Source organism: Sphingomonas phoenicis (assembly GCF_047238005.1).
In the GTDB taxonomy this organism is placed as follows: Bacteria; Pseudomonadota; Alphaproteobacteria; order Sphingomonadales; family Sphingomonadaceae; genus Sphingomonas.
In genome coordinates this window covers 130364-157122 of the sequence record NZ_JBDFMC010000002.1, presented here as the reverse complement: position 1 = coordinate 157122, position 26759 = coordinate 130364, and the positions used below count along the sequence as shown (strand labels likewise).

Here is a 26759-nt window from a genome sequence, read left to right as displayed (position 1 = left end):
CACGCTTGCGTCAGGCAAGATCGCGGATCCGGTAATATCCGTAGATCGGCCAGGCGTGCGCGTGCGCGCAGTAGCCCGCGAACTTGCTCCACAGCCCGTCGTTATCGGGACGCGGCAGCCCGGCGAGATCGCCGCAGAACTCGGCGTTGATCGTGTCCGGCGCGGTCCATTGCCCAACCCAGTAGCTTGGGTAATGCCTGGCGAAATTGCGGAACGTCATTCGGTCGAGCAGCGCCAGCGCGGCGGTGCGATCGAACGTCGCGACGCCGATCACTGTCTGGCCCGACAGCGCGTACCAGAAGCCGCCATTCTCGCTAGTGCCCGGCTCCATGCCGCCGCCGACCACCGGCTTCTCGCGCTGCCGGGGCCCGAGCACTTCTCCCGCGATCAGCTTGTCCTGCATCGCCTTCCACAGCGCCCGCTTGCGCTCCAGTGGGAAGCCCGGCGCCTGCAACAAAAATGATTGCGGCTCCAGGTGCATCGTGTCGTCGCCCATCGCGGTGTTCGCGTCGAGATAGATACGCTTGGCGAAGACGCGCCCTTCCATGTCGCGGGTCATCGCCGCGGCGATCCGGTCGACATAGAGCTGCATGGCCTTGATCAGCCGCGCGACTTCTACCGGTGCGCCCGCAGTCTTGGAATAGGCGGTGAGTTGCTCGATCAGATTGGGGATGACGGCCATCGCCATCCCGGTGTTCATCTGCGATTCTGCGGTATGGAAATATTTCAGCACCGACGTGTCGACATAGACCATGTCGCTCCAGTCGGAGTTCATCAGCCGGATCAGGCCGTGCGCCCCGGTCGACACCTCGTCGCGCAGATAGATGAACGCGCGTTCGAGCTTCTCCAGCGTGGTGCCGCCGAACTTCGCCTCCTTGGGCAGATACGCGGTCTTGTCGGCGAGGATGCTCCAGTCGCGCGTGATGCGCAGATATTCGCCCATCGCCTGGAACAGATACAGCTGCTGGTCCGACGTGTTCCACGCGCTGTTCGACGTCTCGCCATTGCCGAAATCGGTGTATTTGATTTCGCCTTGATAGGTCATCTTGCAGAGCGTGTAGAGCAACGTCGACTTGGCGAGATGCGGCGCATAATAGGCCGCCGCCATCGAATGCTGGAGGTGATCGCGCGGTGCTGCGGTCAGGTCCATGTGGTAGTCATAGGTCATCCCTTGCGGGATGAACGTCTTGCCGTGATACCCCGAATACGTCGCCATCGCGAGCAGCGCGTGGCCGTCCCAAGCGAGTTCGGCGCGCAGTTTCGGATCGGGCACCTTGGCGAAGGTCGCCAGCGCACGCGCCCAGTCGGTCCGGAAATAGGCGCCCGTTCGCGAGGCGGGGAGCGCATCGGCGAACCGCTTCGCCGCGTCGAGCGTCTCGCCGTGCGGCTTCAGCGCGGTGATGAAGACGATGTCCTTCGACGCACCCGGCGCGAGCGACACGCGGGCGCGGGCGGCGAGTTCGATGCCCCCGTCCGCAACTTCGCGCTGCTCGAATTGCAGCGGCACCTGCGAGCGCGGCGAGGCGAGCAGCGCTAGCGACGGTGGGTAGAGATTGTAGCGGTTCGGCGCGTCTGGGGCGGTCATTACGAGTGGATCGTCGCTAGTCGCCTTCGGATCGCAGACGATTCCGCCCGGTAACGCGGTGGCGGTATTGACGAACCGCACCGGCACCGTGCCGCCGACCGGCGCGCGATTGAGCGTCAGCGTCGGGTGGCTCAGCACCGTCTCGACATAGTCGATCTCGATCGGCGTCGTGTCGGCGTTGGTGATACGGATCGTGACGACGAACGCAGGGGCCCCGTGGTCCGTGGCGCTCGACGGTGCGACGCTCAGCGTCCGTTCGACGGTGACTTTTGTCTCCGGCGTCATCCGATAGCGCGCCGAGCCACACCCGAACTCGCGCGTCGCCGCGGCCGTGGCGCACAGGCCGTCGTCGCCGAGCAGCTTGTAGGTCTTGCGCGCACCGCCGCGTGTCACGGTCAACGTGGCGCCGTTCGACTCCGTGTCGCCGGCGGGAGAATTGAGCCGCACCCAGCCGCGCTCGCCCGACATCAACAGGAAATGGCCGCTCGCATAGGTGAACAGCGAAAGCCCGTCGTTACCGATCAGGAAGAACGGATCGGCCTCGAGCGGATAGGGTTTGCCCGCAGGCGTCTTCGTCGCGACCGGCACCGCGGCGGTGAAACGATAGGTCGGCAGACCGACATCGTCCGTCGCCCACTCGCCGAACGGCGAGGCAACCGCCTTCACCGCGGCCGTCACGCCGCTCGCGGCCACCACACTGGCACCCGCTGCGGCTCCGATCAAAGCCGACCGGCGCGTGACGTGCATATCTTGGTTGCTCACAGGGCAACTCCCTTGTCGATCGATCCGGGGCGACGGCCCCAAAGGTCTTCCATGTCCTCCAGCGCGACGTTGCGAGTCTCGGGGAGGAAGAAGAAGGTGAAGAGCCCCTGCCCGAAGCACGCGACCGCTAGGAAGCCGAAGGTTGTTGCCTGCCCCATCACGTCGAATACCGCGGGGAAGAACAGCACAACCACCGCGTTCGCCACCCACTGCGTCAGCACGGGTACGGTCATCGCCGCGCCCCGCACCGCATTGGGGAATATCTCGGGCAGCAGCGTCCAGAACACTGGGCCGATGCACGATGCGAAGAACAGCAGGTAGAGGATGATCAGCGCCAGCACGACCGGCCCGCTGAACGCATCCGCCATCGCCGCGCCGGCCAGAGCGGTGAGCGACAGTCCCATGCCGACCGAGCCGATCAGGTACAGCGAGCGCCGCCCGAACCGGTCGATCGTCCAGAACGAGATCGCGGTGAAGGTGAAGTTCGCGACGCCCAGCACGATCGTCAGCAGCAGCGCCTGGTGCAGGTCGAGCCCCGCCGAAGCGAAGATCCGCGGCGCGTAATCTATCACCGTGTTGACGCCGCTAAGGTGAATCAGAATCGCGAGGCAGAAGCTCACCCAGAGCGGCCGCATGACGCTGCGCGCGGTCCAGCGGACCGCGGCTCTGTGCGTTCCGGACGTCGAATTCGCGATTGCGCGCAGATCGGTTTCCGCCTGCGCTGGCCCGGATACTGAGGCCAATACCGCTAGCGCATCGCCGTCGCGCCCCTTTTTGACGAGGTAACGTGGACTTTCAGGTGCGACGAGCATCAGCAGCAGGAAAACGCCGGCCGGCAGAACGCCGGTGTAGAACATGTAGCGCCATGCATCAGCGCCGGCGTCCTTGAGCCCGAAGTTGATTAGATACGACACCAGGATGCCGGTCACGAGCGCCATCTGGTACAGCGCGCCGAGACGTCCGCGATAGCGTGGCGGCGCGATTTCCGAGATGTACATCGGCGCCGCCAGCGACACCGCGCCGACCGCGAGCCCGCCAAGGAACCGAGCGATTACGAACACCGCAAAGGCACTCGCCGCACCGGTCGCCAGCGTCGTCAGCGCGAAAATCAGCGCGACCGCGATCAGCGTCGGCCGCCTCCCGACCCGCTCGACGAGCGGCCCTGCCGCTGCGGCCCCGACCACGCAGCCGAACAGCAACGCGCTGAATGCCCAGCCGAGCGCGAGCGGATTAAGATGGAAATCCCGCTCGATAAATGGTCCGGCGCCGGTGATGATGGCAACGTCGAAACCGAACATCAATCCGCCAAAGGCGGCCGATCCCGCTATCGTAAGGAGTCGGCCCATGCTGGACCCAACCCCCACCGGATCGGTGGCAGCTATTCTGCGATCTCCCAACGCATGCACGATGTAGCACCCACCTCTCCACGCCCGCGCTTATCGATTAGCGCATGGTCAATTTTGCCCGTTACTGCTGCTTTACCAGCAAATGGACCCTCCAAGTCAATCATCAAATATGATGTACTATGATGTATTAAACACCAGATAACATCATTTGACTATCATCGCTTCGTTAGCCAGATAGCCGGCAAACCTTTGACAGGCTGAGCTTAAACTGGCCGATTACCGACCCCAAAATATCCATTTTTGCAATCTCCGACCTTTACAGCTCATGCATGGTGCTTGTCGCATCTGATGCATGATGATGGAATATACGGCGAAGATGATTGTTGACGAAGATGCGTCAGTTGATGTTTTTCGGCATGGAAAAGAGCCAGTTTCCGACCGCTCATGCCGTTGGGGAATATCGATAGGCCAAGATTGTAGGGAGGATCACATGACAAATTCCGTCCGCGCACGTCTGCTCGGGGCAGCATCGCTCCTAGCGGTTTGTCCGCTCATGGCGCAGGCCCAGGCGTCGATGCCGCAAAGTCAGGACCCGGCGGTCCAGACGCAGCTCACCCCGACACCCACCGATTCATCGCCCGCCAATTCGGCTTTCGTCGAGGAGGCACAGTCCGCTGCGGGACAAGCGGATGCCGAGAGTTCAGACATCGTCGTCACTGGCATCCGTGCGTCGCAGCGCCGCGCAGTCAATATCAAGCGTGAGGCCGCGTCGGTTACCGACTCGATCTCCGCGGAAGATATCGGCAAGCTGCCCGACGTCACCATCTCGGACTCCCTCCAGCGTATTCCCGGCGTGCAGATTCGCCGAAGCGCGGGCGAGGGCGCCAACGTCAACATCCGCGGCCTGCCGCAGGTGACGACGCTGATGAACGGCGAGGCGTTCCTCGGCGCCAATTCGATCACCAACATCCAGCCGAATTTTAACGACATCCCGTCGCAGCTGTTCGCCGGCGCCGACGTCATCAAGGCGACCACAGCGGACCAGCTCAACGCGGGCATCACCGGGACCGTCAATCTGCGCACTCGCCGCCCCATGGATTTGAAGCGCGGTCTGACCTTTGCCGCTGCCGCCGAAGGTGCTTACGGCGACAAGAGCAAGAACAAGTTCGATCCCAATTTCAACGGTCTGCTGTCGTATCATGGCGACCAGTTCGGCATCCTCGTTTCGGCCGCCTATTCGAACGTGCGGCTCTACAATGCCAGCAACGGAATCCTGCGCGATTACGGCGCGACCTATCACGACGAGGGCACATACGACGCCAAGAGTTCGGGCGGCTTCTCGCCTGCCAACCGCCCGCGTGGCACGCCGGTCACCGGCGGCGTCGACATCAACGGCGACGGCGATGCGAAGGACGTGTTCATCGTCTCCGAAGGCTTCAACGGCTTCGAGAAGACCAACCAGCGCAAGCGCCTCGGCCTCAACGGATCGCTCCAATTCGAGATCAGCGACGCGCTGACGCTGACCGGTGACGCGTTCTATACGAAGCAGCAGGAATATGGCCGCACCGCCGGTTTCCAGATGAGTGCGATCAACTGGCAGGCGGGCGAGTTCCAGCCGGGCGTATCGCGCAATACGGGGGTTCAGGTGCGGCGCCGAACCGGGTCTGGCGCAAATGATTTCGCATTGTTCGACCTCAATACCATTCAACGCTATGATTATGACCTGGGAGGCTTCGACTCCTACTCGCAGCTCGATCACTACGATTCGCAGTCGCAGAACTACAATGCCGAGCTGAAATGGGATAAGGGCGGTCCGTTCAAGGCGACGCTGCGCGGCGTCTACGGCAAGGCCAGTCAGGCGTATGACCAGAGCTATCTCCAGTTCAGCCTGAACAACGGCCGGCAGTGGAATAACGGCATCGGCCATTATCCGGACGGCGATATCGCCTTCAATCCGAACGGCTACACCGTCAGTACGATCGCCGGGCTCAGTTCGCTGCCCGCGTCGGTCAACTTTTCCGGTAACAAGCCAGTCTTCACGCTTCCGCAGCAACTGGTAGCCGAACTCGGCGATATTCAAAATTATGCGCTTAAGACAGTCGCGTCGGAAAACAACTATCGCCGCGGTTCTGACCAGAAGATCGTTAGGCTTGATACCTCGTACACCGCCTCCGACGCGCTCAATTTCGCGTTCGGTGGACGATATAGCGATCGATCGGCAAGCAATTCCCAGTTCGATCGCGCTGCACCACTTTATGCTGGCCAGGGCGCGTCGAATGCCGCTGGTTGCCTGGTAAAGTGGAAGGCCTTTGACGTTCCGCTCAATAACACCTCCACGTGCAGTGCAGGCAACGCGGGCGGTTTCTTCACCGCCGGGCACACGCGAAAAGCCAACGATTCCTCGTTCAACGGCGCGGTCAAACTGTTTGATCCGCAAGTCGCCGGCGTGCCATCTATGTACGTGCTAGATCCCAAGGCAATGGACGACGTAGTCGCGTTCCAGAACAGTCTGTATCCCGGCAATATCGAGGTGGCCGTCCCCGGTTCTAGCTACACCGTCGGCGTAAAGCAGATCTCGGGCTATGCCGAGATGAACGTGAAGGGCGAGGTATTCGGGATACCGGTGACCGGCAATGCTGGGGTCAAGGTGATCGATACCCGGCTCAACATTGTTCAGGGCGTGACCGGCAGCCCGCAGTCCTACGGTCTGCCCAACCTTCCTAACGGCACAGTGCAGACCAGGCGCGGCTTCACCGACATTCTGCCGGCGTTCAACCTTGCGTTTGACTTCGCCAGCAATTTGAAGCTCCGCTTCGCCTTCGCCAAGACGATGACGCTGCTCGATCTCAACCAATGGGGCGGTGGGCTGACGCCGAACTATGCAATCGACACTTCGGGTGCGACGCCAATCTTCCGCGTCACGGGCGGTAGCCAGGCGGGCAATCCCGAACTCGATCCCTGGCGCGCGACCAATGTCGAGGGATCGCTCGAATGGTACCTCGGACGCGGTTCGCTAGTAAGCGTCGGCGCCTTCTACATCGCGGTCGACAGCTTTATCCAGGCGGGCAACGTGCAGCGTACCGACCTGCCTGATAATGATGGCGTGGTCCGCGGCCGCACTGTGTCGGTTTCGACGCCGATCCAGGGCGAGGGCGGCGCGTTGAAGGGGGTCGAGGCCGGCGCCAAGCTGTCGTTCGGCGACATCGGCTTCCTGTCGAACGGGTTCTTGTCGAATTTCGGCATCGACGCGAACGCTACATTCTCGCCGTCGGATTCGGGCCAGACCGACCTCGCCGGCAAGGCCATCCCGTTCCAAGACAATTCGAAATACCAGTACAATGCCGCGCTTTATTACCAGGACGCGAAGTTCCAGGCCCGCGTCGCATGGAACTACCGTTCGAAGCGTGCGGTCCAGTCGGATTTTGGCGGCCTGACCGGACTCGAGGTCTATCAGGCGCCGACCAGCTATGTCGACGCCTCGGTAAGCTACGACATCACGCCGAACTTCACGATCTATGGCCAGGGATCGAACCTGACCGGAGAATATGAGCGCTATTACCTCACGTGGAAGGACGAGCGGGCCTACAACAACATCTTCGAACGCCGCTTCACCGCCGGCGCGCGCGTGAAGTTCTGACGACCTTCATCCCCGAAGCCCCTTGGCTCACCGATCCGGAAATTGGATCGGTGAGCCTCTCTTTTTCGAGGGCTATGATATCGATACGACGACTGCGGGAGAGAGTGCGCGATGACTGACCGGCCGATCGGCATCCCGGATTCGGACCGCGCGATTCGTTCGATCGTGATCGTCGGCGGCGGTACCGCGGGCTGGATGGCGGCGACGCTGCTCGCGGCACGGCTTGAAGACCGGGGCGTCCGGATCACTGTCGTCGAGAGTTCGGCGATCCGCACGGTCGGCGTCGGCGAGGCAACTACGCCTGCTATCCGGGACTATTTCGCCGCTGCCGGGATCGGCGAGGCCGACGTGCTGCGCGCGAGCCAGGGTACGATCAAGCTCGGCATCCGGTTCGACGGATGGTCCGGCGACGACAGTCGCTTCTTCCACCCGTTCGGGCTGCACGGCATGCCCTCCAACGGCGTCGCCTTCCATCACTACTGGCTGAAACAGCGCGCCGGGGGCGATCCGACGCCGTTCGACCGCTATTCGTTGTGCAGCCGTCTTGCCGACGGCGGACGGTTCATGCCGCCGCCATCCGCGGCGAAGGCCGACTGGCAGGTCTTCGATTGGGCGGTGCATTTCGACGCAGGGCTGTTCGCCAACTTCCTCGCCGAGGTCTCGATCGAGCGCGGCGTGCGGCATGTCGACGCCCGCGTCCGCGATATCCGGCGCGACGGCGAGACCGGGCATATCGTCGCGATCGACACCGAGGAGGCGGGCGAGATCGAGGGCGACCTGTTCGTCGACTGCACCGGGTTCCGCTCGCTGCTGCTCGGCCAGGCGCTCGGCACGCCGTTCGTCAACTGGACGCATCTGCTGCCCTGCGACCGCGCGGTCGCGATCCCGTGCGCGCATGGCGGCCCGGCCGATCCGTACACGCGCGCGACGGCACGCGCCGCAGGCTGGCAATGGCGTATCCCGCTCCAGCACCGCGTCGGCAACGGCTATGTCTATTCCAGCCGCCATCTCTCCGATGACGAGGCCGTCGCGACGCTCACCGGCACTTTGGAAGGCGAACCGCTCGCCGACCCCAATCTGCTCCGCTTCGCGACCGGCCACCGGGAAAGGTTTTGGCGCGGCAATTGCGTCGCGCTGGGGCTGGCCGCTGGGTTCATGGAGCCGCTCGAATCGACCAGCATCACGCTGATCCATTCGAGCATCGAGCGCCTGTTGCAGTTGTTCCCCGAGCGCGACTGCGATCCGGCGCTTGCCGACGAGTTCAACCGGATCACGACGCTGGAATATCAGCGTGTGCGCGATTTCCTGCTGCTGCATTATTGGGGCAATGCGCGCCACGGCGAACCGTTCTGGGACGCGATGCGCGCACTCACGCTGCCCGATGCACTCGCACACAAGATCCGCCTGTTCCGCGCCCGCGGGGCACTGATCCGCTACGAATGGGAGAGTTTCCAGGATCCGAGCTGGCTCGCAATCTATGCGGGCCTCGGCATCCTGCCCGATCGCTGGGATCCGATGGCGGACTATTTCCCGGCCGCCGAGATCGCCGCGGCGCTGGCCAGGATCCGCGGCGAAATCGAACGCGAGGTGACGCGCGCCGTCCCGCATCTGGACTTTCTCCGCGCGAACTTGTCTCCCGTCGGGAGCGGTACCACGACAGCCGCGGTTGCGCGCTGAACGGATCTGGAACGGGCTGATGATACTCACGATCAAGGATGTCGCGAAATCGGCGAAGGTCTCGACCGCGACCGTCGACCGTGTGCTGAACGGCCGGCAGGGCGTGCGCGAGGCGACGCGGCGGCGCGTGCTGGAGACCGCGGCGGTGATGGGCTACACGCATGTCGCGGCGCAGATGGCCGGGCTCGACTTCCTGCTACCCACCCGGCCCGCGGTGTTCATGGAACAGATGGCGGTGCTGCTGCGCAAGGCGAGCGCCGAGGCCGCGTCGCCGAACGAGACCGACGCGGCCAGCGTCCGCATCCACCATATCGACTATGACAAGCCCGAACAGGTCGCGCGGCTGCTGGCGAAGATCCGTACCGAGACGAGCGGGATCGGCATCGTCACGCTCGATCACATCCTGATCCGCGACGCACTGAAATCGGCGATCGAGCACGGCGTGCCGGTCGTGACGATGCTGTCGGACATCTCCAGCCTGCCGCACCAGGGCTATATCGGCGTCGACAACCGGCTCGCAGGGCGCTTGGTCGGCTATCTGATTGGCCGGCTGGCGACGGGCGGCGGCCAAGTCGCGATCTTCACCGGCTCGCAGGGCTATCGCGGGCACGAGGAGCGCGAGATGGGCTTCCGTCACATCCTGCGCACCGAATATCCGCATCTCCACGTCCTGCCGACGTTAGAAACGGGGGAAGATCCCGAAACCGGCTACCGCGTGATGACCGAGATGCTGGCGTCGAACCCGGATCTGCGTGCGGTATATAACATCGGTGCCGGGTCGGAGGGCATCGCGCGGGCGATCGAGGATTGCACCACGGGCGCGCAACCGACCTTCGTCGCGCACGAGCTGTCGGCGGAGACCAAGCCGTACCTGCTGTCGGGCGTGATCGATGCGGTGGTCGACGAGAATCTGCCCGCGCTGGCGGATCGCGCGGTGACGCGTCTTGCGACCGCAGCGCGCCACCGAATGCTGGGGATCTGCACGCCGCAGGACGCACGGGTCATCATGCGCGAGAACATCCCGGTCGACTGGTTCTGATTTTCAACCAGGCAAACACACACTTTTGTTTCCCCGCGAAAGCGGGGATCCAGACTGGGCTCCCGCCTTCGCTGGAGAACGAGGTGAGCAGCCCCCACCGGGTGGTCCGGGTATATAGTTAGTGCATTGTCGTCTCCGCCGCCATTGCCGGTCGGAGGTGGAGCGAAGCGGAACCGGAGACCGGTAATGGCGGTGTCGCCGCTTCCGGCGCCGGCGGCCTGTAGCCCAGGCTGCTGTGCGGCCGGACGGTGTTCTAGTGCCGTCGCCATGCTTCGATCAGCAATCTTGCCTCGGCGAGGCTGTAGAAGATCTCGCCGTTGAGCAGCTCGTCGCGCAGCGACCCGTTGAAACTCTCGTTGTAGCCGTTCTCCCATGGCGAGCCCGGCGTAATGTAGAGCGTCTTCACGCCGACCTGCCCGAGCCATTTCTGGACCGCGATGGCGATAAACTCGCTGCCATTATCCGATCTGATGTGCGCCGGCGGGCCTCGAGCAATGAACAGATCGGCAAGTGCTGCCAATACGTCCTCATGCTTGAGCTGGCGCGCAACGATCAGCGCCAAGCACTCGCGGCTCGCCTCGTCGATGATGGTGAGGATGCGGAACTTACGGCCATCATGCGTCCGCCCTTCGACGAAGTCGTATGCCCAGACATGTCCCGGATATTCGGGCCGCAGCCGGACGCACGAGCCATCGTTCAGCCATAGCCGGCCGCGTTTCGGCTGCTTCTGCGGTACCTTCAGCCCCTCACGACGCCAGATGCGCTCGACACGCTTGTGGTTCACCGACCACCCCGCGGCATGCAGCAGCGCGGTCACCCGACGATAGCCGTAGCGCCCGTACTGCCTGGCCAACTCGATGATGTCCTCGGTCAGGGTCTGTTCGTCGCCTGCCCCGCACGGCACCTTGCGCTGCGTCGACCGATGCTGGCCAAGCACGCGGCACACCCGTCGCTCGGACACATCCAGCGTCTCCTTCACCTGATCGATGCAGCGCCGGCGCCGTGCGGGGCTCAGAAGTTTCCCCGCGCGGCCTCCTGCAGAATTAGCTTGTCGAGCGTCAGGTCCGAGATCGCACGGCGCAGCCGCAGGTTCTCCTTCTCCAGGTCCTTCATTCGCCGAGCCTGATCCGTCTTCAGGCCACCATATTCCTTGCGCCAGCGGTAGTAAGTCTGACCGCGATCCGGCGGCATGCCTCCGCGGTCGTCCCGCCCTGGCCCAGCATGATCTCAACCTCACGCAGCTTCCCGATGATCTCCTCGGGCTTGTGCTTCTTGGCAGGCATTTGTCGTCCCTTCCTTGATCCAGACTCTCATAGTTGATGGAACACTCAGAAGGGCGCAGCTCAGTACGCCGCAGGCGCTACATATCGAGTTAGCAATCGCGTGAACAGAGCCGGTGCGTTAAGTCTGACAGCGCCCCGCCGAGATACCAGCCGCGCTGGCGACCAGTATGTTACTGATCGCCTGCGACTCCGTCGGACATTTCCCCGACTTCTAGATGCTGCTCGTCCGAACGAAGCCAAGCCGCCAGCTGCTCTGCCACTTGAGCAGCGGCCCTGCGCCGCAAGCTGCATTCCCAGACGATGGCAGTACGCCAGCCAAGTTCCTTCAGTGCTGTGACCATCACGCTCACCGCAGAGGTAAGGCTGACCCGCTCGGGACGGGTCATGCGGCTGGTGCAGGCAAGTGGCGCAGGCGTGACGCCGAGCGCCAGTGCTGCCCTCACTCGCCTGCTCCTCAAGGCACGTGGCTGGTGGGCGACGCTACGCGAGGGTGAGCTCGACATCTCGACGCTGGCAGCACGCGAGGGCATTCAGCCGGCTTACCTCACCCGGGTCCTGCGGCTTGCCTTCCTCGCACCTGCCGTCACCGAGGCGATCCTCGCCGGCAAGGTCCGCCCCGAAGTGGATGTTGGCATGCTGACGCTGCGCGGGACGGTCGAGCCGCTTTGGACAGAGCAAGTGGCGAGATTGTTACCGCAATTGCGATAGCTATCGGTCTTACAACACGGACAACGCCCCTTATTCCAAGCTACTACTTCAACATACGCGCTGGGCTGTCTCCCGTAGAAACGGCAAAGGCCGAACACCGACGTACCCCATTAGTCAGGCGTCGGTGATAAAGGCACAGTCCGCTGCTTCCCCAAGTCGACGAATGCGCCGACGCAAGAACTGCAAGACCGGGCAGCGCCGCCTCTATCTGCGCAGGGTCTCGGCAATAATGTCGACATGGTCCACAGCCGCCTTTACCGGTTGCGAAGGCTGCACGAACGGCTGACCATTTGGACAAGAGCGTCACTGGCCAAGCGTCGCCCAGTGCCATCCAAAGACGTGAACGGATAAGACGTATCCGAGCAGAACGTTTACTGCCACTCCCGCCGTAAAGGCGATCAGCGGTTTGCGCCCTGCTGCCGCCAGGTCGCGGAAGCGTGTGGTAAGTCCGATCGAAAGGAAGCAAAAGATAAAGCACCAGGTGCGCAGATCCTTCACCGGTGCGATGAACCCAGGCGATGCCACCGAATTATACTGTGCAAGCGAGTAGCTTGCGGTCGCTGCGGTGACGAGTGCGGAGGTGACGAAGAAACCCAGCACGAACTTGGGGAAGCGCCGCCAGATCTCCCGTGCATCCGGTGCGCTGCCAACTGACTGCCTCTCCCAGCGTGTCGTCGACACGATAGCGAGCGCGACAGCCCAAATCCCAATCCACACGTCACGGCCGACTACCTTCACCAACGTGAAAGCCTGAACCGCCTGATCCGCCGTGCCGGCGATGCCAGGGAATTTGCCCGCAAAGCCGCCATATGCCTGGGCCGCGGCAATACCGGCTGCATCGGCGAATTCCGAGGTTCCGATCCAGGCTCCCGCAACCCCAGTCGGCAGGCCCAGTGCGCGCGACACGAAGGGCAATACGAAGATCATCACGATGGCCCAGAGCACCACTGTCGAGATGGTGACAGCTGTTTCTTCCTTTTTCGCTCCCACAGCGGCTGCTATCGCAATGGCCGCGGAGACCCCGCAGACTGCACCGCCAACCCCCAGCGTTGCGGCAAAGGGACGCTCAAGACCGAGCCGCCTCGCAACAACGAAGATAACACTGAAAGTAACTACCGAGACGATTGACGCCTGAACGACGGCGATCGGCCCAGCCAGAGCGATGAGCGACAGCGGCACGGTGGCACCTAGCAGCACGATGCCTGTCTTGACGTAGAGCTCGCCCCGGAAACCTGCATCGAGCCAACGTGGTAATCGCAGCAGATTGGCTGCAACCAAGCCGATGAAGAGAGCAAGCAGCGGGGGCTCGAGATTATAAGCCGTGGCCTGCTCCCATTGCCCGGCAACGAAAACGGCCCATGCAGTTGCATAGAGCAGCGCAAAGGCAAGAACGAAGTTTTGTAACTTAAAGCCCAGCGCCTTAAGAGGAATAGAGAACGCTAGCAGCCAAAATCCAAACTGCGCCAGATAACGATGCCAACTGGTCGCCATATCGGAGCGAATTTGTACGAAGCTTGCCCATTTCGGTGGTGTGACCGCCAGCCAGCGCAGACTTGCCCCACCGGAGAACAGCGCGATTGCCATTGCTACCACTGCAACGCCGATCCAGATCGCCCACCAGTCTTCCTTCCGCCACAGCTCGGCCCATGGTGTGGGGTGAGTTTCGGCGGCAGTGTCGGTCATGGTGTCCCTCCGAAATAGCGGACCTCAGCGTATGCGCTATGAAGCCCTTACTCGAAGACAAGGCTAACGGTGTCTAGCATGTCCATCCCGCGTAGCCGACGGGGTCCTTCACCTGCACAGCAACGGTCATTTTAGAGCCTTCATCGTCCCAGACGCTCATTGCGCCGCTGACGAGGTCGCAGCTATCGTCGAGCGGGCTACAGCGGACCAGGTATTTGTGACCAATCTTCCAGAGGATCTGCGGTTCGGCTCCATGCTTTGAACGAGCTGGCAGATCGCACATGCTTACCCGAGGACAGTGTAGCGCATGGAGCACTCCGCTGTCGTGGTGTTCAAAACATGTGTTTAATTTCTGCCGCAACCTTACAACCTCACATCGCGGACCCGAGCACGACCTGCTGCCCTGGCTATCCACGCGCGCGATAACGGTGATGGCGTATGCGGCCAGCAAGCTCGGGATGCGCGATTTTAGCGAGGCGCTCCACGGCGAGTTGTTGAAGCACCGGGTTGCGCTGGCGCTTCTGGCGCCGAAACAACCGCGCTGTCGCCGGCCACGCAGCGGGCGCTCGTGGAGGAGCTGATGGCCGCATGCCGCGCGGTGCATGCCGCGCTGCGCCACGACGATCCAATCGCGCTGCTCGCCGCGCGCGCCTCAAAGCGGCCGCGGTCGCGCTGAGCGAGCACGGTCCGGTCTAATGGAGCGTTGACACGCCCGACCTCAACCCGTCGTCTGCCGCGCACCGCGCGCTATGCCGACTGGTAGGCACAACCCGCGACATCCGCCGCGCGCGGTTGACACGTCGCAGTTGAAACGCACGCGCCGTCGTGCGTTAACCAGTTGAAAAAGGAACCTACATGCCATTCGACCCGCCTTATGACGCCTCTCCCGACCGCTATGACGGCCGGATGCCCTATCGCCGCACCGGGCGTAGCGGGCTGCGGCTGCCCGCGATCAGCCTCGGCCTATGGCAGAATTTCGGCGGCGCGGACGTGTTCGAAACCGGCCGCGCGATCCTACGCCGCGCGTTCGATCGCGGCGTCACCCATTTCGATCTCGCCAACAATTACGGCCCGCCTTACGGATCGGCGGAGGAGAATTTTGGCCGCGTGCTCGCCGCCGATCTGCGCGCGCACCGTGACGAGCTCGTGATCTCGACCAAGGCGGGCTGGGACATGTGGCCCGGGCCGTACGGCGACATCGGCTCGTCGCGGAAATATCTGATCGCCAGTTGCGACCAGAGCCTGAAGCGGATGGGGCTCGACTATGTCGACATCTTCTATTCGCATCGCGTCGATCCGGCGACCCCGCTGGAAGAGACAATGGGCGCGTTGGTCCAGCTTCACCGGCAGGGCAAGGCGCTGTACGTCGGCATCTCCTCCTACGATCCGGGGCTGACCCGCAAGGCTGCGCAGATCCTCGCCGAGGAGAAGGTGCCGCTGTTCATTCACCAGCCGAGCTATTCGATCCTCAACCGCTGGATCGAACGCGAGCTGCTCGCCACCCTGGACGACCTCGGCACCGGCTGTATCGCGTTCTCGCCGTTGGCACAGGGCATGCTGACCGACAAATATCTACACGGCGTCCCGCAAGGCGCACGTGCCGGCCGCGGCGGCTCGCTGTCGCAGGGGATGCTGACCGATCAGAACCTGGAGGCGATTCGAGCGCTCAACGACATTGCGTCCGGGCGCGGGCAGTCGCTGGCACAAATGGCGATCGCCTGGGTTCTGCGCGATCCGCGCGTCACCTCTGCGCTGATCGGCGCGCGCACAGTTGAGCAGCTCGACGGCTCGCTCGATGCGGTGAAGGCGCTCGACTTATCGGCCGATGACCTTGCCGCGATCGACAAGGCAGCCGAGGACGGCGGGATCAACCTATGGGCTGAGTCATCCGACATCAGCGCCTTACCCTCCGCGCAGGGCGCACCCGAGCGCTAATGTCTCACGCTGTTTGGTGATCACCCGATCACCGATATTCCACGCTCGCCAGCACGTAGGCGTCAAGCTGGCGCTGGCAGCGTACAGCCCCACAACCAGACATCCGTGGTCCGCTTGGGTGCTCCCTTTTCCCGCCATTCGTTTAGCTTCGGCACGGCCTTTCCGCCCTGCCCATACAAGTAAGCTGAGATCAACAGATTGCAGGCAGCGGCTTACCGAGCGGGTGCACCTTTGCGCTTGGGGATATGGCGGAGCCGGGAGGCTCGTACCGCGTTGAGGTCTGATGATCGGCAGGCTTTCTCAAGACGATGACGTTCGGGTTGCGACCCGGAACGCCATGGCCGACGCAATAGGCTTATTCCGACAGAGTGGCCCCGTCGCTGTGCTGAGCCATTTCGATGCCGACGGGCTAGGCGCTGCAGCGATCCTTGTGCGCGCGCTTCGACAGGCGGGCCGGTCAGCGGAGCCGATAGTCATCGGCAAGACGGCATCTCCTTGGGAAGAGGACACCCGCAACCACCTGGCAACGCTGAAGCCTGCGGGCTTGATCGTAGTGGATCTAGGCACCCGCCCGCAGCCGGTGCTTCCTGGCTGCCCTACTCTGGTTATAGATCATCACGTACCAACGGGAGAACCGCAAGGAGCGGTGACGATCAGCGGCAACGGGCTTGATCCCGAGCCAACGTCGGCGCTGCTAGCATGGTGGGCAGCGGGGGCTCTTGGTGACCAATCTGACCTCCTGTGGCTGGCGGCCGTCGGCCTCATAGGCGACATGGCTGACGGGTTGGGTTTTCCAGAGCTGGCGGACGCGCAGGCACGCTGGGGAAAGACGGCATTGCGGGACGCGACGTCTCTAATCAACGCGCCGCGCCGCACCGCCGAGGCCAACGCCGGACCGGCGCTGCGGCTCCTGCTCGACGCCGACGGACCTAAACGCATCACCAAGGGTGATGATGCCGACGCCCGGGCACTGCATGCCGCCAAAGCGGAGGTCCGCACCGCGATGGATGAGGGCAAACGCGTACCCCCGTTGGTCGTTGGCGACGTCGCATTGATCCGGCTCGACTCGCCGTGTCAGATCCACCCACTGATCGCGCAGCAGTGGCGCGGCCGGCTCAAGGACAAGATCGTGATCGCCGCCAACCGGGGATATCGGCCCGGCTGGGTGCATTTCGCCGCGCGTTCGGCATCGGGCCGCGACCTCATTGCCTTCCTCGCTGCACACCGCCCCGCCGGCGCCGACGGCCGCTATGGCAACGGACATGCTCAGGCGACGGGCGGCGCGCTGCCAATCGCCGTCTGGAACGAGTTCATCGCGGGCCTCGGCCTGCCTCAAGCGCAGGTAGAAGCATGACCGCCACGAACCGTCCCCTGCGTCTCGGCTTCCCCGTCAAGGTGATGGGCAGGCCCGACCTCAAGAGCCAGGATACACGGCGGTGGCAGAAGGATCCGCACCTGAAATGCTCGCTGGAGCTACTCGACAAGGTGCTCGACTACCTCAAGTCCGAGAAGCTCGACATGTACCGGCTGTCCTCGGACATCGCCCCCTACGCCACCCATCCCGACATGCCGCAGTTCCACTCGATGGTCGCGGATAGCGATGCAGAGCTTTGCGCGTTTGGAGCCAAGGCAAAGGAAAACGACATTCGACTGTCGTTCCACCCGTCGCAATACGTCCTGCTCAACTCGCCCAACCCGAAGCTGACGAAGAAAAGCATCTGGGATCTGTCGAGCCAGGCCGAGATGCTCGACCGGATGGAACTGGATGACGAGGCAGTGATGATCACCCACGTCGGGGGCGTGTACGACGATCACGAGGCGAGCCGCGCCCGCTGGATCGAGGGTTGGGAGCAATGCCCCGAGCACGTCCGGCGCCGGCTCGTCCTTGAGAATGACGACATTCGTTTTTCGGCTGCCGACGTGCTGTGGATCCACGAGCGCACCGGCGTGCGGCTGATCTTTGACTATCAGCACATGTGGTGCCTCAACCCTGAGCGGCTGGATATGCGCCGGACGCTGGAGCGTTTCCTCGCCACTTGGCCCACTGGCGTCCGACCGAAGATACACTTCTCCTCGCCACGTACGGAGCTGCGCGAGATCAAGCAGAAGATCACGCCGAAGGCGCGTGCGGCTGCCAAGGCAGGAACGGCCAAGACGAAGAAGGGTGAGTTGCTAAAAGCGCCGGTCAAGCCGACCGCCCGCGTCAAGACCGTGCTGCGTCCACCCATCTGGACGGGACATGCTGACTTCACCAATCCATTTGAATTCGCGACCTTCATGCGCATGGCCGAGGGGCTGGTGTTCGACGTAATGATGGAAGGCAAGTCCAAGGATCTCAGTCTGCTGCGCCTGCGCCCGGACTTGCTGCGCTTTGCCCCCGATGTCGCCGCCAGGTTCGGGATCACGGATCAGGACGCCGCGGGGCTAGCCGCCGACGAGGCGAGGCTGGAGCGTGGTGTCGATGCGGAGGCGGAGGCCGACGTCGACGAGGGGGAGCTGGCAGGGGCGGCGTAGCCCGGCTGGGCGGAGGTTAGAATGCGTAGTGGACCTCGCAATACGGTAGCGCCTCGGGCAGCCAGCCAGCGGCGGAACAGACCCAGTTGCGGTCATCCACGGCCGGTTTTCACGTTACCGATTTCTGCCATTCTTTCATGTCGGCCTTCCGGCACGGTCATCGCGTGGCGCGGTAGCCGGAAGGTCGCAGCTGCTATTGGTGTGGCACTCCGCGGGCTGGTTTGATGGTGCCAGCCGACCTCAAGCCGGCTGGAGCACTTCGTTAAATCTGCGCCAGGCCACCATCGGTAAACAGCTCGCTGCCCGTCATGAAGCTGCTGTCTGATGATGCCAGGAAGGCAGCAGCAGCCGCGACTTCTGACGGCTCGCCAACATGTCCGATCGGCGTCGTCGCCCCCATCTCGATCATGGCATCACGGCCAACGACCTTGGCGGCAAGCTCGGTTAAAGTCGGCCCCGGTGACAGGACATTGACCCGGATACCCGTGCCCCGCAGATCCTGCGCCCAGCTGCGCGCCAGGTTGCGGACTGCCGCCTTTGAGGCGCTGTAGACGCTGAATGCCGGAGTCCCCATGACGCCTGTGGTCGAGCCGGTGAGGATGACCGAACCGCCGGCCTCCATCAGCTTTAGGCCTTTTTGAACCGTGAAGATCGTGCCCTTCACATTGACGTCGAACGTCGCGTCGACATGGTCGGGCGTGATCTCGGACAAGGGCAACAATGCCCCCGTGCCGGCATTGGCGAACAGGATGTCAAGCTTGCCGTGCTCCTGCTTCACCGTGTTGTACAGCCGGTCGAGATCTTCAGCATCGGTAACCGATCCTGGGACCGCCCGTGCATTACCGCCGAGCGCCGCCACAGCTGCTTCCAGCTTATCTGCCCTGCGTCCGAAGAGGTACACGAACGCCCCTTCGGCGATGAACCGCTTCGCTGACGCCAAGCCAATCCCCGTGCCACCCCCGGTAATAACAGCGATCTTCCCGTTCAGTCTGGTCATAAGTGCCTCCATTCCTTGGTTGCACGCAGTTGGCTTACGGCCTACCTAAGGACAAGTATACACCTCTTGGTAAGTACCTATAATGTCTGAAATGCCACTGGTCGACGATCATGCCGTTGCCCCCATCGCGCCTGCCTTCACCTGCGGGCTCGACGCCACGCTCAAGGTCATCTCGGGAAAGTGGAAGCCCCTGATCCTGTACTTTTTGCTGCGCGGGCCCACCCGCTATGGGGAACTGAAGCGCGCGATCCGCGACGTCAGTGACAAGGTGCTGATCCAGCAACTCAAGGAACTCGAAGCGGACGGCGTCCTGCGCCGGAACGACTACAAGGAGGTGCCGCCGCGGGTCGACTACACGCTGACCGCACTTGGCCAGAGTCTCGCCCGGGCGCTTGAGCCGTTATGCCAGTGGGGCACGGACAACATGGTCGTAATGCAGAAGCTATTCGCTGAGCGTGACGGTTGGGGGCGTGGGCGTGGGTGACTAGCAGGTCGTTGCGCCTGAATCGATGAGCATCGCACCCATCGCTTCTGGATCAGCCTGACCCACATCCAGTCATTCGCGGCCTCTTTTCGGCTCCCCATCTTCTGCCATCCGTTCATGTTTGCAGCGGAGGATGCGATGAGGCCATCCCTACTCGCTACGCCGTCAGCTGTCCCGATTGGGATGTTATTTCGGGATTATGGAAGTAGATCGGTTACCCGGTTCCACCTGAGACATCGGGAGCCACCTTGGGGTCGGGATCCTGCGCCTTGCCAGTTGCGGGTGCCACCTTCTGGCTCGGCATAGCGATGAGATAGGCGACGATCGCATCGACGTCCTTCTCGGCCACTGGCGCCTTATACACCTCACGCATCTTGGTGACGGTCGCCTTCCACTGATCCGCCGATAGCGCAGGCTGGGTCAGCGCCATGCTGGCTGAGTGGCACGAGGTGCAGTTAGCATTGATGACGTCGGCGTGCGGACCGTCGGGGTAGGTCGCGTCGTCGGCCGGCAGGTCGACGCTGGTCGAGGCAAGCGAGAAGCCGCGCGCTGACACGCTGGCAGCCGGTGCCGGCTCAGACGTCTCGGAGATCGGAACGGGCGCCTTGCGGCTGCTCGGCGCGCCGATCGAGACGAGGATGATGCCGGTCAGGCCGATCAGGCCAGCGGCCATCACGCCGGGAGATGGAGTCTTCATGATTTGCTCGCTCCTCAGGCCGCGATGATGGTGGTGGTTTCAATGTTGCCGCGCATGAACCCGCCTGGGTTCCAGATCGGCTTCATCGGCTGGGTGACCCCGTTGGTGTTCCAGCAGCGCGCCATGATCGGGTTGGGGCCGCGTCGGAGCGGCACGCGCCCGTCCCAGCGCCGGAAGCTGTACCTGCCCTCGTCCGCTCCAAGCGCCGTCCTGTACCAGGTGCGGCCACCATCCGACGATACATCGACCTTGGCGACACCGCAGTCGCCGCCCATCGCGATCCCGCCGACCGGAATCGACGCCTCATAGGCGATCGCCTGACCATCAGGCAGGCTGGTCATCCAGCTGCGCGGGATCATCCGGTTGATGGGGACGGTCGGGAAGTCCTTGGCACCGGGCGCGACATTCGCGCCGGGTGTCGCGGGGATCTTGTAGGCCTTGGCCATCCAATATTGGTCGTCGGGGCCGGGCAACACCTCGATCGCGTTCAGCATCTTGACCCAGTAGGTCGAATACCAGCCCGGGACGATCAGTCGGCAGGGAAAGCCGTTGAGGAGCGGCAGCTGCTCGCCGTTCATGCCGAAGGCGATCATCACCTCGCCGTCGCGGGCATGATCGATGTCGAGTGCCTTCTCGAAGTCGGGGGCGCCGGCGACGACTGGCTGGTCGAGCGCGCCGAAGCGCACCTGTACCGCGCCCGCCTTTACCCCAGCGAGGTCGAGCACGTCGCGCAGGCGCACGCCGAGCCATTTGGCATTGCCCATCGCGCCGTTGCCCCATTGCGCGCCGGCGACACGTGGCTGAAACAGACCGCGGCTGTTACCCGAGCATTGGTTCACCGCCGCCATCTCGACCCGCGGCAGGCGCAGCAGTTGGGCGAGGCTGATCGACAGCGGCCGGTTGACGTGGCCGAAGACGTTGAGGCGGAAAGTCTCGACATCGATCGAGGTCGGAATGTCGGCCCAGTGCCAGCGAACGAAGAACTGGTCGTTGGGCGTGAACACCGACCTGTCGAACACGTCCATCGGCGTCTCCAGCAAGGGCGGATGGACACGCTGGAGGATCATGCTGCCCTTGCCGGGAAAGGCGCTGGTCATCGGCCGTTCGGCATTGCCGCCAGGCAGCTTCAGGTCGACGAGCTGCTGTGCCAGCGCAGGTGCTGCGGCAAGGCCGGCGCTGCCGAGCGCGGCATGCCTGAGAAAGCGGCGACGGCTGGTCTCACTCGCCAGCCCGGCGTCGAAATTGTCCATGACAAGGCTCTCCTGTGGCCAGCCACGCTGGCGGATCGAAGGGACGTTCTGCAAGTGATCGGACCAACTGATCCGATCACCACGGCGGATCAGTTCGGGGTGGCGATGCAGGGCGAGACGAACAGGTTGCCCCGCCAGGCCCCAGCGAGCGTCTTGGCGCCAACCAGCAGCCACATCGCAGCGAGCGCGATCGTCAGCACCGTGCCGACGATACCGAAAAAGCCGAGGTTCAGCGTCGTGCCGAGACGAAAGGTGGCGACGGTGTAGACGCCGAGCGGGAAGGTATAGCCCCACCAGCCCAGGTTGAACGGCACGCCGGCACGCCAATAGCGGATGGTGATGAGCGTCGCGAGCGCCAGCCACCACAGGCCGAAACCCCACAGGCAGAGCCCGGCGACGACGCCGATCCCTTGTGCGACGGTACCGACACCGGCCAGCCCGTGCGCCGCGAGGATCGCCGGCGCATCGGCCCCGAGCACCAGCATACCTAGCGCCCCGGTGCCGATCGGCCCCAGCGCCAGCCAGGAGGATGCCGCCATGCTCTCGTGCGGGAGCTTATGAAGCGCCATGCGTAGGATCAGAATGGCGAGGATGCCGAACGCGACCGGCACCGAATAGGCCCACAGCACATAGGATGTCGCAAGGGTCACCATCTGCGCGTGAGGATCAACCAGATGCGGCGCGAGCAGCCCGCCGCTGGCACCCGCCACTTCGGCAGCGACGACCGGCAGCAGCCATACCGCGGTCATGCCGTCCAGGCTGTGCTCGTGGCGGGTGAACATCAGGTACGGGATCAGCACGCCGCATGCGAGCGACATGGCGACGTCGATCCACCACAAGACATGCGCGACCGGCACGATGCCGTTACCGAAGCGCGCGATCCCGAAAGCGAGGCAGCCATTGATGATCGTCGCCAGGCCCATCGGGATGGTCCCGATGAACATCGACACGGTATTATGCCCGAAAATACGCCGCGCCTCGTGCCCGAACATCACCCAGCGCGCACCATAGAGGCCGGCGAACAGCGCGAAGAGCGCGATGTTGAAGAACCACAACACCTCGCCGACCGGCTTCAGCGCAGGTCCGATGCTTGGCACCTGCGGCAGCGCGAGCGCAAGGATGCCCGTTCCCATCGTCGCGGCGAACCAGTTGGGCGTGAACTGGCGGATCATCTCGCGCGGGTGATCGAGCCGGCTGAGGGGCTTGAGGCCGCTGAGAACGGAGTGCGTGTCGGCAGTCATGCGACCTGCTCCTTGATAAGGTCCGTCAGCACGTCGGCCGCGCGGGTGCGATAGCGCTCCTTGTGGCGCAGCGCGTGAAAGGCGCGGTCGGGCAAACCAAGCGGCAGCTCGACCAGATCGCCGGCCTTGAGCGCGCGTGCGACGACCAATCGCGACAACACAGCGACGCCGGCACCGGCCTCGACCGCGGTACGCACCGCCTCGTTCGACGGCAGCGTCATCGCTACCGTCAGCTGGGCCGGATCAAACCCGCGCGTTCGCAGTACGTCTTCGAAGGTCGAGCGCGTGCCCGAACCCTGCTCGCGGACGATCCAGCGTGCAGCGCGAAGCCAGTCCTCGTCGACGCGCCCGGCGTCCTCGCGGCCGACCAGCACCATCGGGTCATGCCCGACATTCCAGTGGGCGAGCGCCGGTTCGTCCACCTCGCCCTCGACGAAACCGAGCTCCGCCGCGCCGCTCAGGACCTGCGCTGCCGCGCCCTCGGTGTTGTCGATCGCCAGTTCGACCGCGATCTGCGGGTGGCGTTCGTGGAAGGCGGCGAGCTTTGCCGGCAACCAGTAGCTCGCGATCGTCTGGCTGGCGACGATCCGCAACGAACCACGGGCAAGCCCGGCATAGTCCGCCAGCATCGTCTCGGCATGCGCTGCCCGCCCCAGCACCGCGCGCGCTTCCTCCAGAAAGCCGCGGCCCGCTTCGGTCAGCTGGATGCCACGCCCGACGCGGTGAAACAGAGGAACCCCGTAGCGCGCTTCGAGGGCCGCGACCGCGCCGGAGGCAGCGGACTGCGTGACGTTCAGCACCTCCGCTGCCTTGGTGACGTGTTCGCGCTCGGCGACACCGACGAAGATTCTGAGCTGCTCCAGGGTCATGCAGCGTATATCGCGCAAACTGATCGATACGACCAACCGTTTGATCTGTTTGTTCCAATCTGGATATCGGAACGATCGGCAACCCTTCGTCTGCGATAGTCTCGAAGACCTGAAGCGATACGCGCGCCCGCAGCGTTTAATCGTCCATGACCGATATGATCGAGCGCAAATCCGATCCCTTCAACGCCGAGCCGACGCCCGGCGCGCTGATTGAGCGGTTCCTGACGCCGCAGGCGCTGTTCTATGTGCGCAGCCATGGTGCGGTGCCCGATCTGTCCGCCGATCACCAGATCGAGGTAAGTGGCATAGGCCTGGCAGGTCGCTCCTTCTCGGTGGAGGATCTGAAGAGCGCGTTTGTCACGCTCACGGTGACGGCGGCTCTCCAGTGCGCCGGCAACCGGCGCACGGATCTCCAGCAGGTAGCCAAGACGTCCGGCGACCCGTGGGACGTAGGCGCGATCGGCAATGCGGAGTGGACCGGCGTACGACTGTCCGACGTACTGGATGCGGTTGGTGCGCCGGACGCGTCCGACCTGTTCGTGGCGTTCACCGGCGCGGACGAGGTGGACGTCGAAGGCGAGGAAGCCTTGTTCGGGGTTTCGATTGCCATGGACAAGGCGCGGCAACCCGACGTACTCATTGCCTGGGCGATGAACGGCGAGCCGCTGACGCCCGAACACGGCGCACCGCTCCGCATGGTGGTGCCGGGCTATGCCGGAGTGCGGAGCGCCAAATGGCTGACACGGATCGAGGTGCGCAACACGCCATCCGACGCACCGATCCAGGTGCATGACTACAAGCTCTTTCCTGCCGATGTGACGAGCGACACCGTCGACTGGAGCCAGGGTCTGACCATCAATGCCATGCCGCTCAACGCCGCGATCTGCGCGCCCGGCTCTGGCGAAAGCCTGCCGGCCGGGGAGGTTCGGATCGAGGGCTATGCCATCGCCTATGATCGCCGCGTCTCTCGGGTCGAAGTGTCGGTAAACGGTGGTCGCGACTGGCAACAGGCGACGTTCGCCGATGATCCGGAGACCCACTGGGGTTGGCGGCGCTGGACCATCGACGCCACGCTCGCCAGGGGGCGCCAGCACCTTGTCGTGCGCGCCTTCGACGGGGCTGGACAGGGACAGCCCGAACGTCCGGACACGATGTGGAACTTCGCCGGTTACCTGTGCACCGCCTGGCATCACGTCCACGTGCTGGTCGAATGATCGAAGCGTCAGCGGCATCGGACATCGGCTTCTGGATCGATGCGATCGGGCGGCTAGTGGTGGCGACCGCGGCCGGGATGGTGCTCGGCTGGGAACGCTCGCGCGAGAACCGGCAGATCATGGGGTTGCGAACGCTGGGTCTGGTCGGTCTCGCGAGCTGCATCGCCGTGCAGGCGATCGTGCACAGTGGCTTGCCGAGCGTGAACGCCGATGCCGCAGGGCGGGCGATGCAGGGTATTCTGTCCGGCGTCGGCTTCATCGGTGCCGGCGCGGTGCTGCGGGTCGGCCAGGGTCAGGAAGTGCATGGACTGGCGACCGCCGCGTGCATCTGGGTCACGGCCACGATTGGCGCGGCAGCAGGGTTGGCGGTGTGGCCGCTCATCATCGGCGGGTTGAGCCTTGCGATGCTCGTCCTGTTCGTGGGCGCTCCGCTCGAACGTCGCATTCGCGAGCGCGCCAGGCTGACTCCGGCAGAGGCCGACAGGAAGGACGCCGAACGCAAGCCGTGATCGCGCTGGCCCGCCCGGTGCCTGTCGGCGCCGGGAAGCGGCAAGGCGCTATCAGGACACAAGCGCGGCATCTGCTTGGCGCCGGACTTCATCGGCGATCGGATGCAGCTCGGCAGCGGGGCGCTCGCCCACCACACTGTAGCCGATCCCGTCGACCGCCCATGTGACCCGGCCCATGGTCCCGCTGGACGTGCTGGTCATGCTCGCAGTCTTGTCGATCTGCATAGGCCTCGTCAGCACCGCAAGCTTCGACGCATGCGGTCCATCATAGAGGAGCAGTGCCGCAGGGCCGTGAGGCGTCGCGACCAATCGCCCCCCGCCATAGCGGTAACCGGCTGTGCTGAGGTCCGGGATGGTCACGCGCTCACCCAGTCGGGCGGAGGTCCACCGGATCAGCATGGCGCGCTGGTCGGGGCCGATTTCCGCCGGTCGTATCCGGTCGGCGGCATAGACCCGGAAATTGTCACTTGCCTCGTTGGCCAGCGCCGCGATGCCCGCGCGAGGTTCGCCGCTCCAACGCGCGCTCGACCAGCCCCCGCCAAACCCGACCGCCAGGAGAAGCGACGCGGCGATGGCGAGTTGCCAACGCGGTTGGCGTTGCCGTCCCCTGATGGCTGCGACGCGCATCGTCGCCGGGATCGGTTCATCCGCGATGGGAGCGAACAGCGATGCAAGGGCTCGCGCCTGCTCCGCCTGCTCCCGCAAACGGGCATGCACGTCCGGCTGGCCTTCAAGGTAGGCGTCGACCGCGCGCTGCCGCTCGGGCGACAGCCTGCCATCGATCCACGCGGCCAGATCGTCCTCGCCGATCGGGCTGGTCATTGCACGCTCCTCAATCGCGGCCGTTCCCCCTCCCGGAGGAGGGTTGCCAGACGGTCGCGCCCCCGCGATATGCGCGACATCACCGTGCCCAGCGGCACGCCGACGACGGCAGCGACCTCCGCATAGGGCAGCCCCTCGACCGAGACGAGGAGCAGCACCGTTCGCTGCTCCTCGGGCAACGCATCAAGCGCGCGCAGCAGGTCGCGGTGGTGCAGGCCTGTATCCTGATCGGCTGGGCGGCCGAGCGCGACTTCGTCCACGAGGTGGAGTGGAACCGCCGTACCTCGTCGCATATGCTGCCGCTTATGGTCGACCAACAGATTATGCAGGATCGCATAGACCCAGGGGCGAACCTCCGTCCTGCGTCGTTGCTGCCAGCGGCCGACCGCGCGCTCAAGGCAATCCTGCACCACGTCATCCGCCATCGCCGGATCGCGCAACCACGACCGGGCATAGCGGCGGAGACCGGGGATTAGGGGCTCGATCGCGGCGGCAAGCGGGTCCATC

The 26759-nt window shown here is 64.0% G+C and carries 20 protein-coding genes and 2 pseudogenes; 11 read left to right on the top strand and 11 right to left on the bottom strand.

The window, feature by feature from the left end; genetic code table 11:
• Window positions 1-10 precede the first annotated feature (10 nt).
• Window positions 11-2347, bottom strand: coding sequence for a hypothetical protein (locus tag ABC319_RS01430; RefSeq protein ID WP_413068518.1), 2337 nt, complete (start codon window positions 2345-2347; stop codon window positions 11-13).
• Window positions 2344-3711, bottom strand: a complete 1368-nt coding sequence (locus ABC319_RS01425; protein WP_413068517.1) for a sugar porter family MFS transporter — start codon at window positions 3709-3711, stop codon at window positions 2344-2346. Before ABC319_RS01425 ends, ABC319_RS01430 begins: the two co-directional genes overlap by 4 nt.
• A 472-nt stretch (window positions 3712-4183) precedes the next feature.
• On the opposite strand from ABC319_RS01425, the gene ABC319_RS01420 reads away from it, so the two are divergent.
• The 3 genes from ABC319_RS01420 (at window position 4184) to ABC319_RS01410 (ending at window position 10046) form a co-directional block, all read left to right on the top strand.
• Entirely contained in the window at window positions 4184-7330 is a 3147-nt protein-coding gene (locus ABC319_RS01420) for a TonB-dependent receptor (protein ID WP_413068516.1), read from the top strand.
• Window positions 7331-7441: 111 nt separating this feature from the next.
• The gene (locus ABC319_RS01415) at window positions 7442-9007 is read left to right on the top strand and encodes a tryptophan halogenase family protein (RefSeq protein ID WP_413068515.1); all 1566 of its coding nucleotides are present in this window, start codon (window positions 7442-7444) and stop codon (window positions 9005-9007) included.
• 19 nt (window positions 9008-9026) lie between these two features.
• Window positions 9027-10046: a LacI family DNA-binding transcriptional regulator gene (locus tag ABC319_RS01410; protein WP_413068514.1), complete on the top strand. Its 1020-nt coding sequence runs from the start codon at window positions 9027-9029 to the stop codon at window positions 10044-10046.
• A 118-nt stretch (window positions 10047-10164) separates the two neighbouring features.
• Here the strand turns inward: ABC319_RS01410 and ABC319_RS01405 are convergent.
• Window positions 10165-11329: pseudogene (locus tag ABC319_RS01405) on the bottom strand (IS3 family transposase).
• A 300-nt stretch (window positions 11330-11629) separates the two neighbouring features.
• Here ABC319_RS01405 and ABC319_RS01400 point away from each other — a divergent pair.
• Window positions 11630-12037, top strand: coding sequence for a hypothetical protein (locus tag ABC319_RS01400; RefSeq protein ID WP_413068513.1), 408 nt, complete (start codon window positions 11630-11632; stop codon window positions 12035-12037).
• Window positions 12038-12340: 303 nt separating this feature from the next.
• On the opposite strand, the gene ABC319_RS01395 is transcribed toward ABC319_RS01400, so the two are convergent.
• Entirely contained in the window at window positions 12341-13720 is a 1380-nt protein-coding gene (locus tag ABC319_RS01395; protein ID WP_413068512.1) for a YeiH family protein, read from the bottom strand.
• A gap of 855 nt (window positions 13721-14575) precedes the next feature.
• Here ABC319_RS01395 and mgrA point away from each other — a divergent pair.
• From mgrA to uvsE, 4 genes and pseudogenes are all read left to right on the top strand, one after another.
• Window positions 14576-15655, top strand: coding sequence for an L-glyceraldehyde 3-phosphate reductase (gene mgrA / locus ABC319_RS01390; RefSeq protein WP_413068511.1), 1080 nt, complete (start codon window positions 14576-14578; stop codon window positions 15653-15655).
• Window positions 15656-15938: 283 nt separating this feature from the next.
• Window positions 15939-16289 (top strand): annotated as a pseudogene (locus ABC319_RS01385) (DHH family phosphoesterase); the annotation flags it as partial.
• Between the two features lie 12 nt (window positions 16290-16301).
• Complete coding sequence (locus tag ABC319_RS01380; RefSeq protein WP_413071759.1) at window positions 16302-17009, top strand: hypothetical protein; 708 nt, start codon at window positions 16302-16304, stop codon at window positions 17007-17009.
• Window positions 17006-18169 carry a UV DNA damage repair endonuclease UvsE gene (gene uvsE, locus ABC319_RS01375; RefSeq protein ID WP_413068510.1) on the top strand — a complete coding sequence of 388 codons (1164 nt, stop codon included), beginning with the start codon at window positions 17006-17008 and terminating at the stop codon, window positions 18167-18169. The genes ABC319_RS01380 and uvsE overlap by 4 nt, the downstream gene beginning before the upstream one ends.
• Window positions 18170-18431: 262 nt before the next feature.
• Here the strand turns inward: uvsE and ABC319_RS01370 are convergent, their stop codons facing one another.
• Window positions 18432-19166, bottom strand: coding sequence for an SDR family NAD(P)-dependent oxidoreductase (locus ABC319_RS01370; protein WP_413068509.1), 735 nt, complete (start codon window positions 19164-19166; stop codon window positions 18432-18434).
• 91 nt (window positions 19167-19257) lie between these two features.
• On the opposite strand from ABC319_RS01370, the gene ABC319_RS01365 reads away from it, so the two are divergent.
• The gene (locus ABC319_RS01365) at window positions 19258-19650 is read left to right on the top strand and encodes a winged helix-turn-helix transcriptional regulator (protein WP_413068508.1); all 393 of its coding nucleotides are present in this window, start codon (window positions 19258-19260) and stop codon (window positions 19648-19650) included.
• Between the two features lie 214 nt (window positions 19651-19864).
• Here the strand turns inward: ABC319_RS01365 and ABC319_RS01360 are convergent, their stop codons facing one another.
• From ABC319_RS01360 to ABC319_RS01345, 4 genes are all read right to left on the bottom strand, one after another.
• Window positions 19865-20347, bottom strand: coding sequence for a c-type cytochrome (locus ABC319_RS01360; protein ID WP_413068507.1), 483 nt, complete (start codon window positions 20345-20347; stop codon window positions 19865-19867).
• A 14-nt stretch (window positions 20348-20361) separates the two neighbouring features.
• On the bottom strand, window positions 20362-21597 hold the full coding sequence (locus ABC319_RS01355) for a molybdopterin-dependent oxidoreductase (protein WP_413068506.1): 1236 nt from the start codon (window positions 21595-21597) through the stop codon (window positions 20362-20364).
• 89 nt (window positions 21598-21686) lie between these two features.
• On the bottom strand, window positions 21687-22838 hold the full coding sequence (locus ABC319_RS01350; RefSeq protein WP_413068505.1) for a TDT family transporter: 1152 nt from the start codon (window positions 22836-22838) through the stop codon (window positions 21687-21689).
• Window positions 22835-23707: a LysR family transcriptional regulator gene (locus tag ABC319_RS01345; protein ID WP_413068504.1), complete on the bottom strand. Its 873-nt coding sequence runs from the start codon at window positions 23705-23707 to the stop codon at window positions 22835-22837. The genes ABC319_RS01350 and ABC319_RS01345 overlap by 4 nt, the downstream gene beginning before the upstream one ends.
• Before the next feature lie 146 nt (window positions 23708-23853).
• Between ABC319_RS01345 and ABC319_RS01340 the strand changes: the two genes are divergently transcribed.
• Both ABC319_RS01340 and ABC319_RS01335 read left to right on the top strand, forming a co-directional pair.
• Window positions 23854-24921: a molybdopterin-dependent oxidoreductase gene (locus tag ABC319_RS01340; RefSeq protein WP_413068503.1), complete on the top strand. Its 1068-nt coding sequence runs from the start codon at window positions 23854-23856 to the stop codon at window positions 24919-24921.
• Between the two features lie 59 nt (window positions 24922-24980).
• Window positions 24981-25430: an MgtC/SapB family protein gene (locus tag ABC319_RS01335; RefSeq protein WP_413068502.1), complete on the top strand. Its 450-nt coding sequence runs from the start codon at window positions 24981-24983 to the stop codon at window positions 25428-25430.
• A 51-nt stretch (window positions 25431-25481) separates the two neighbouring features.
• Here ABC319_RS01335 and ABC319_RS01330 read toward each other — a convergent pair whose 3' ends face one another.
• Together ABC319_RS01330 and ABC319_RS01325 are read right to left on the bottom strand one after the other, a co-directional pair.
• Window positions 25482-26252, bottom strand: a complete 771-nt coding sequence (locus tag ABC319_RS01330) for an anti-sigma factor family protein (RefSeq protein ID WP_413068501.1) — start codon at window positions 26250-26252, stop codon at window positions 25482-25484.
• Window positions 26249-26758 (bottom strand): RNA polymerase sigma factor, encoded by a 510-nt coding sequence (locus ABC319_RS01325; RefSeq protein WP_413068500.1) that lies wholly within the window; start codon window positions 26756-26758, stop codon window positions 26249-26251. The genes ABC319_RS01330 and ABC319_RS01325 overlap by 4 nt, the downstream gene beginning before the upstream one ends.
• Between the last annotated feature and the right edge of the window lies 1 nt (window position 26759).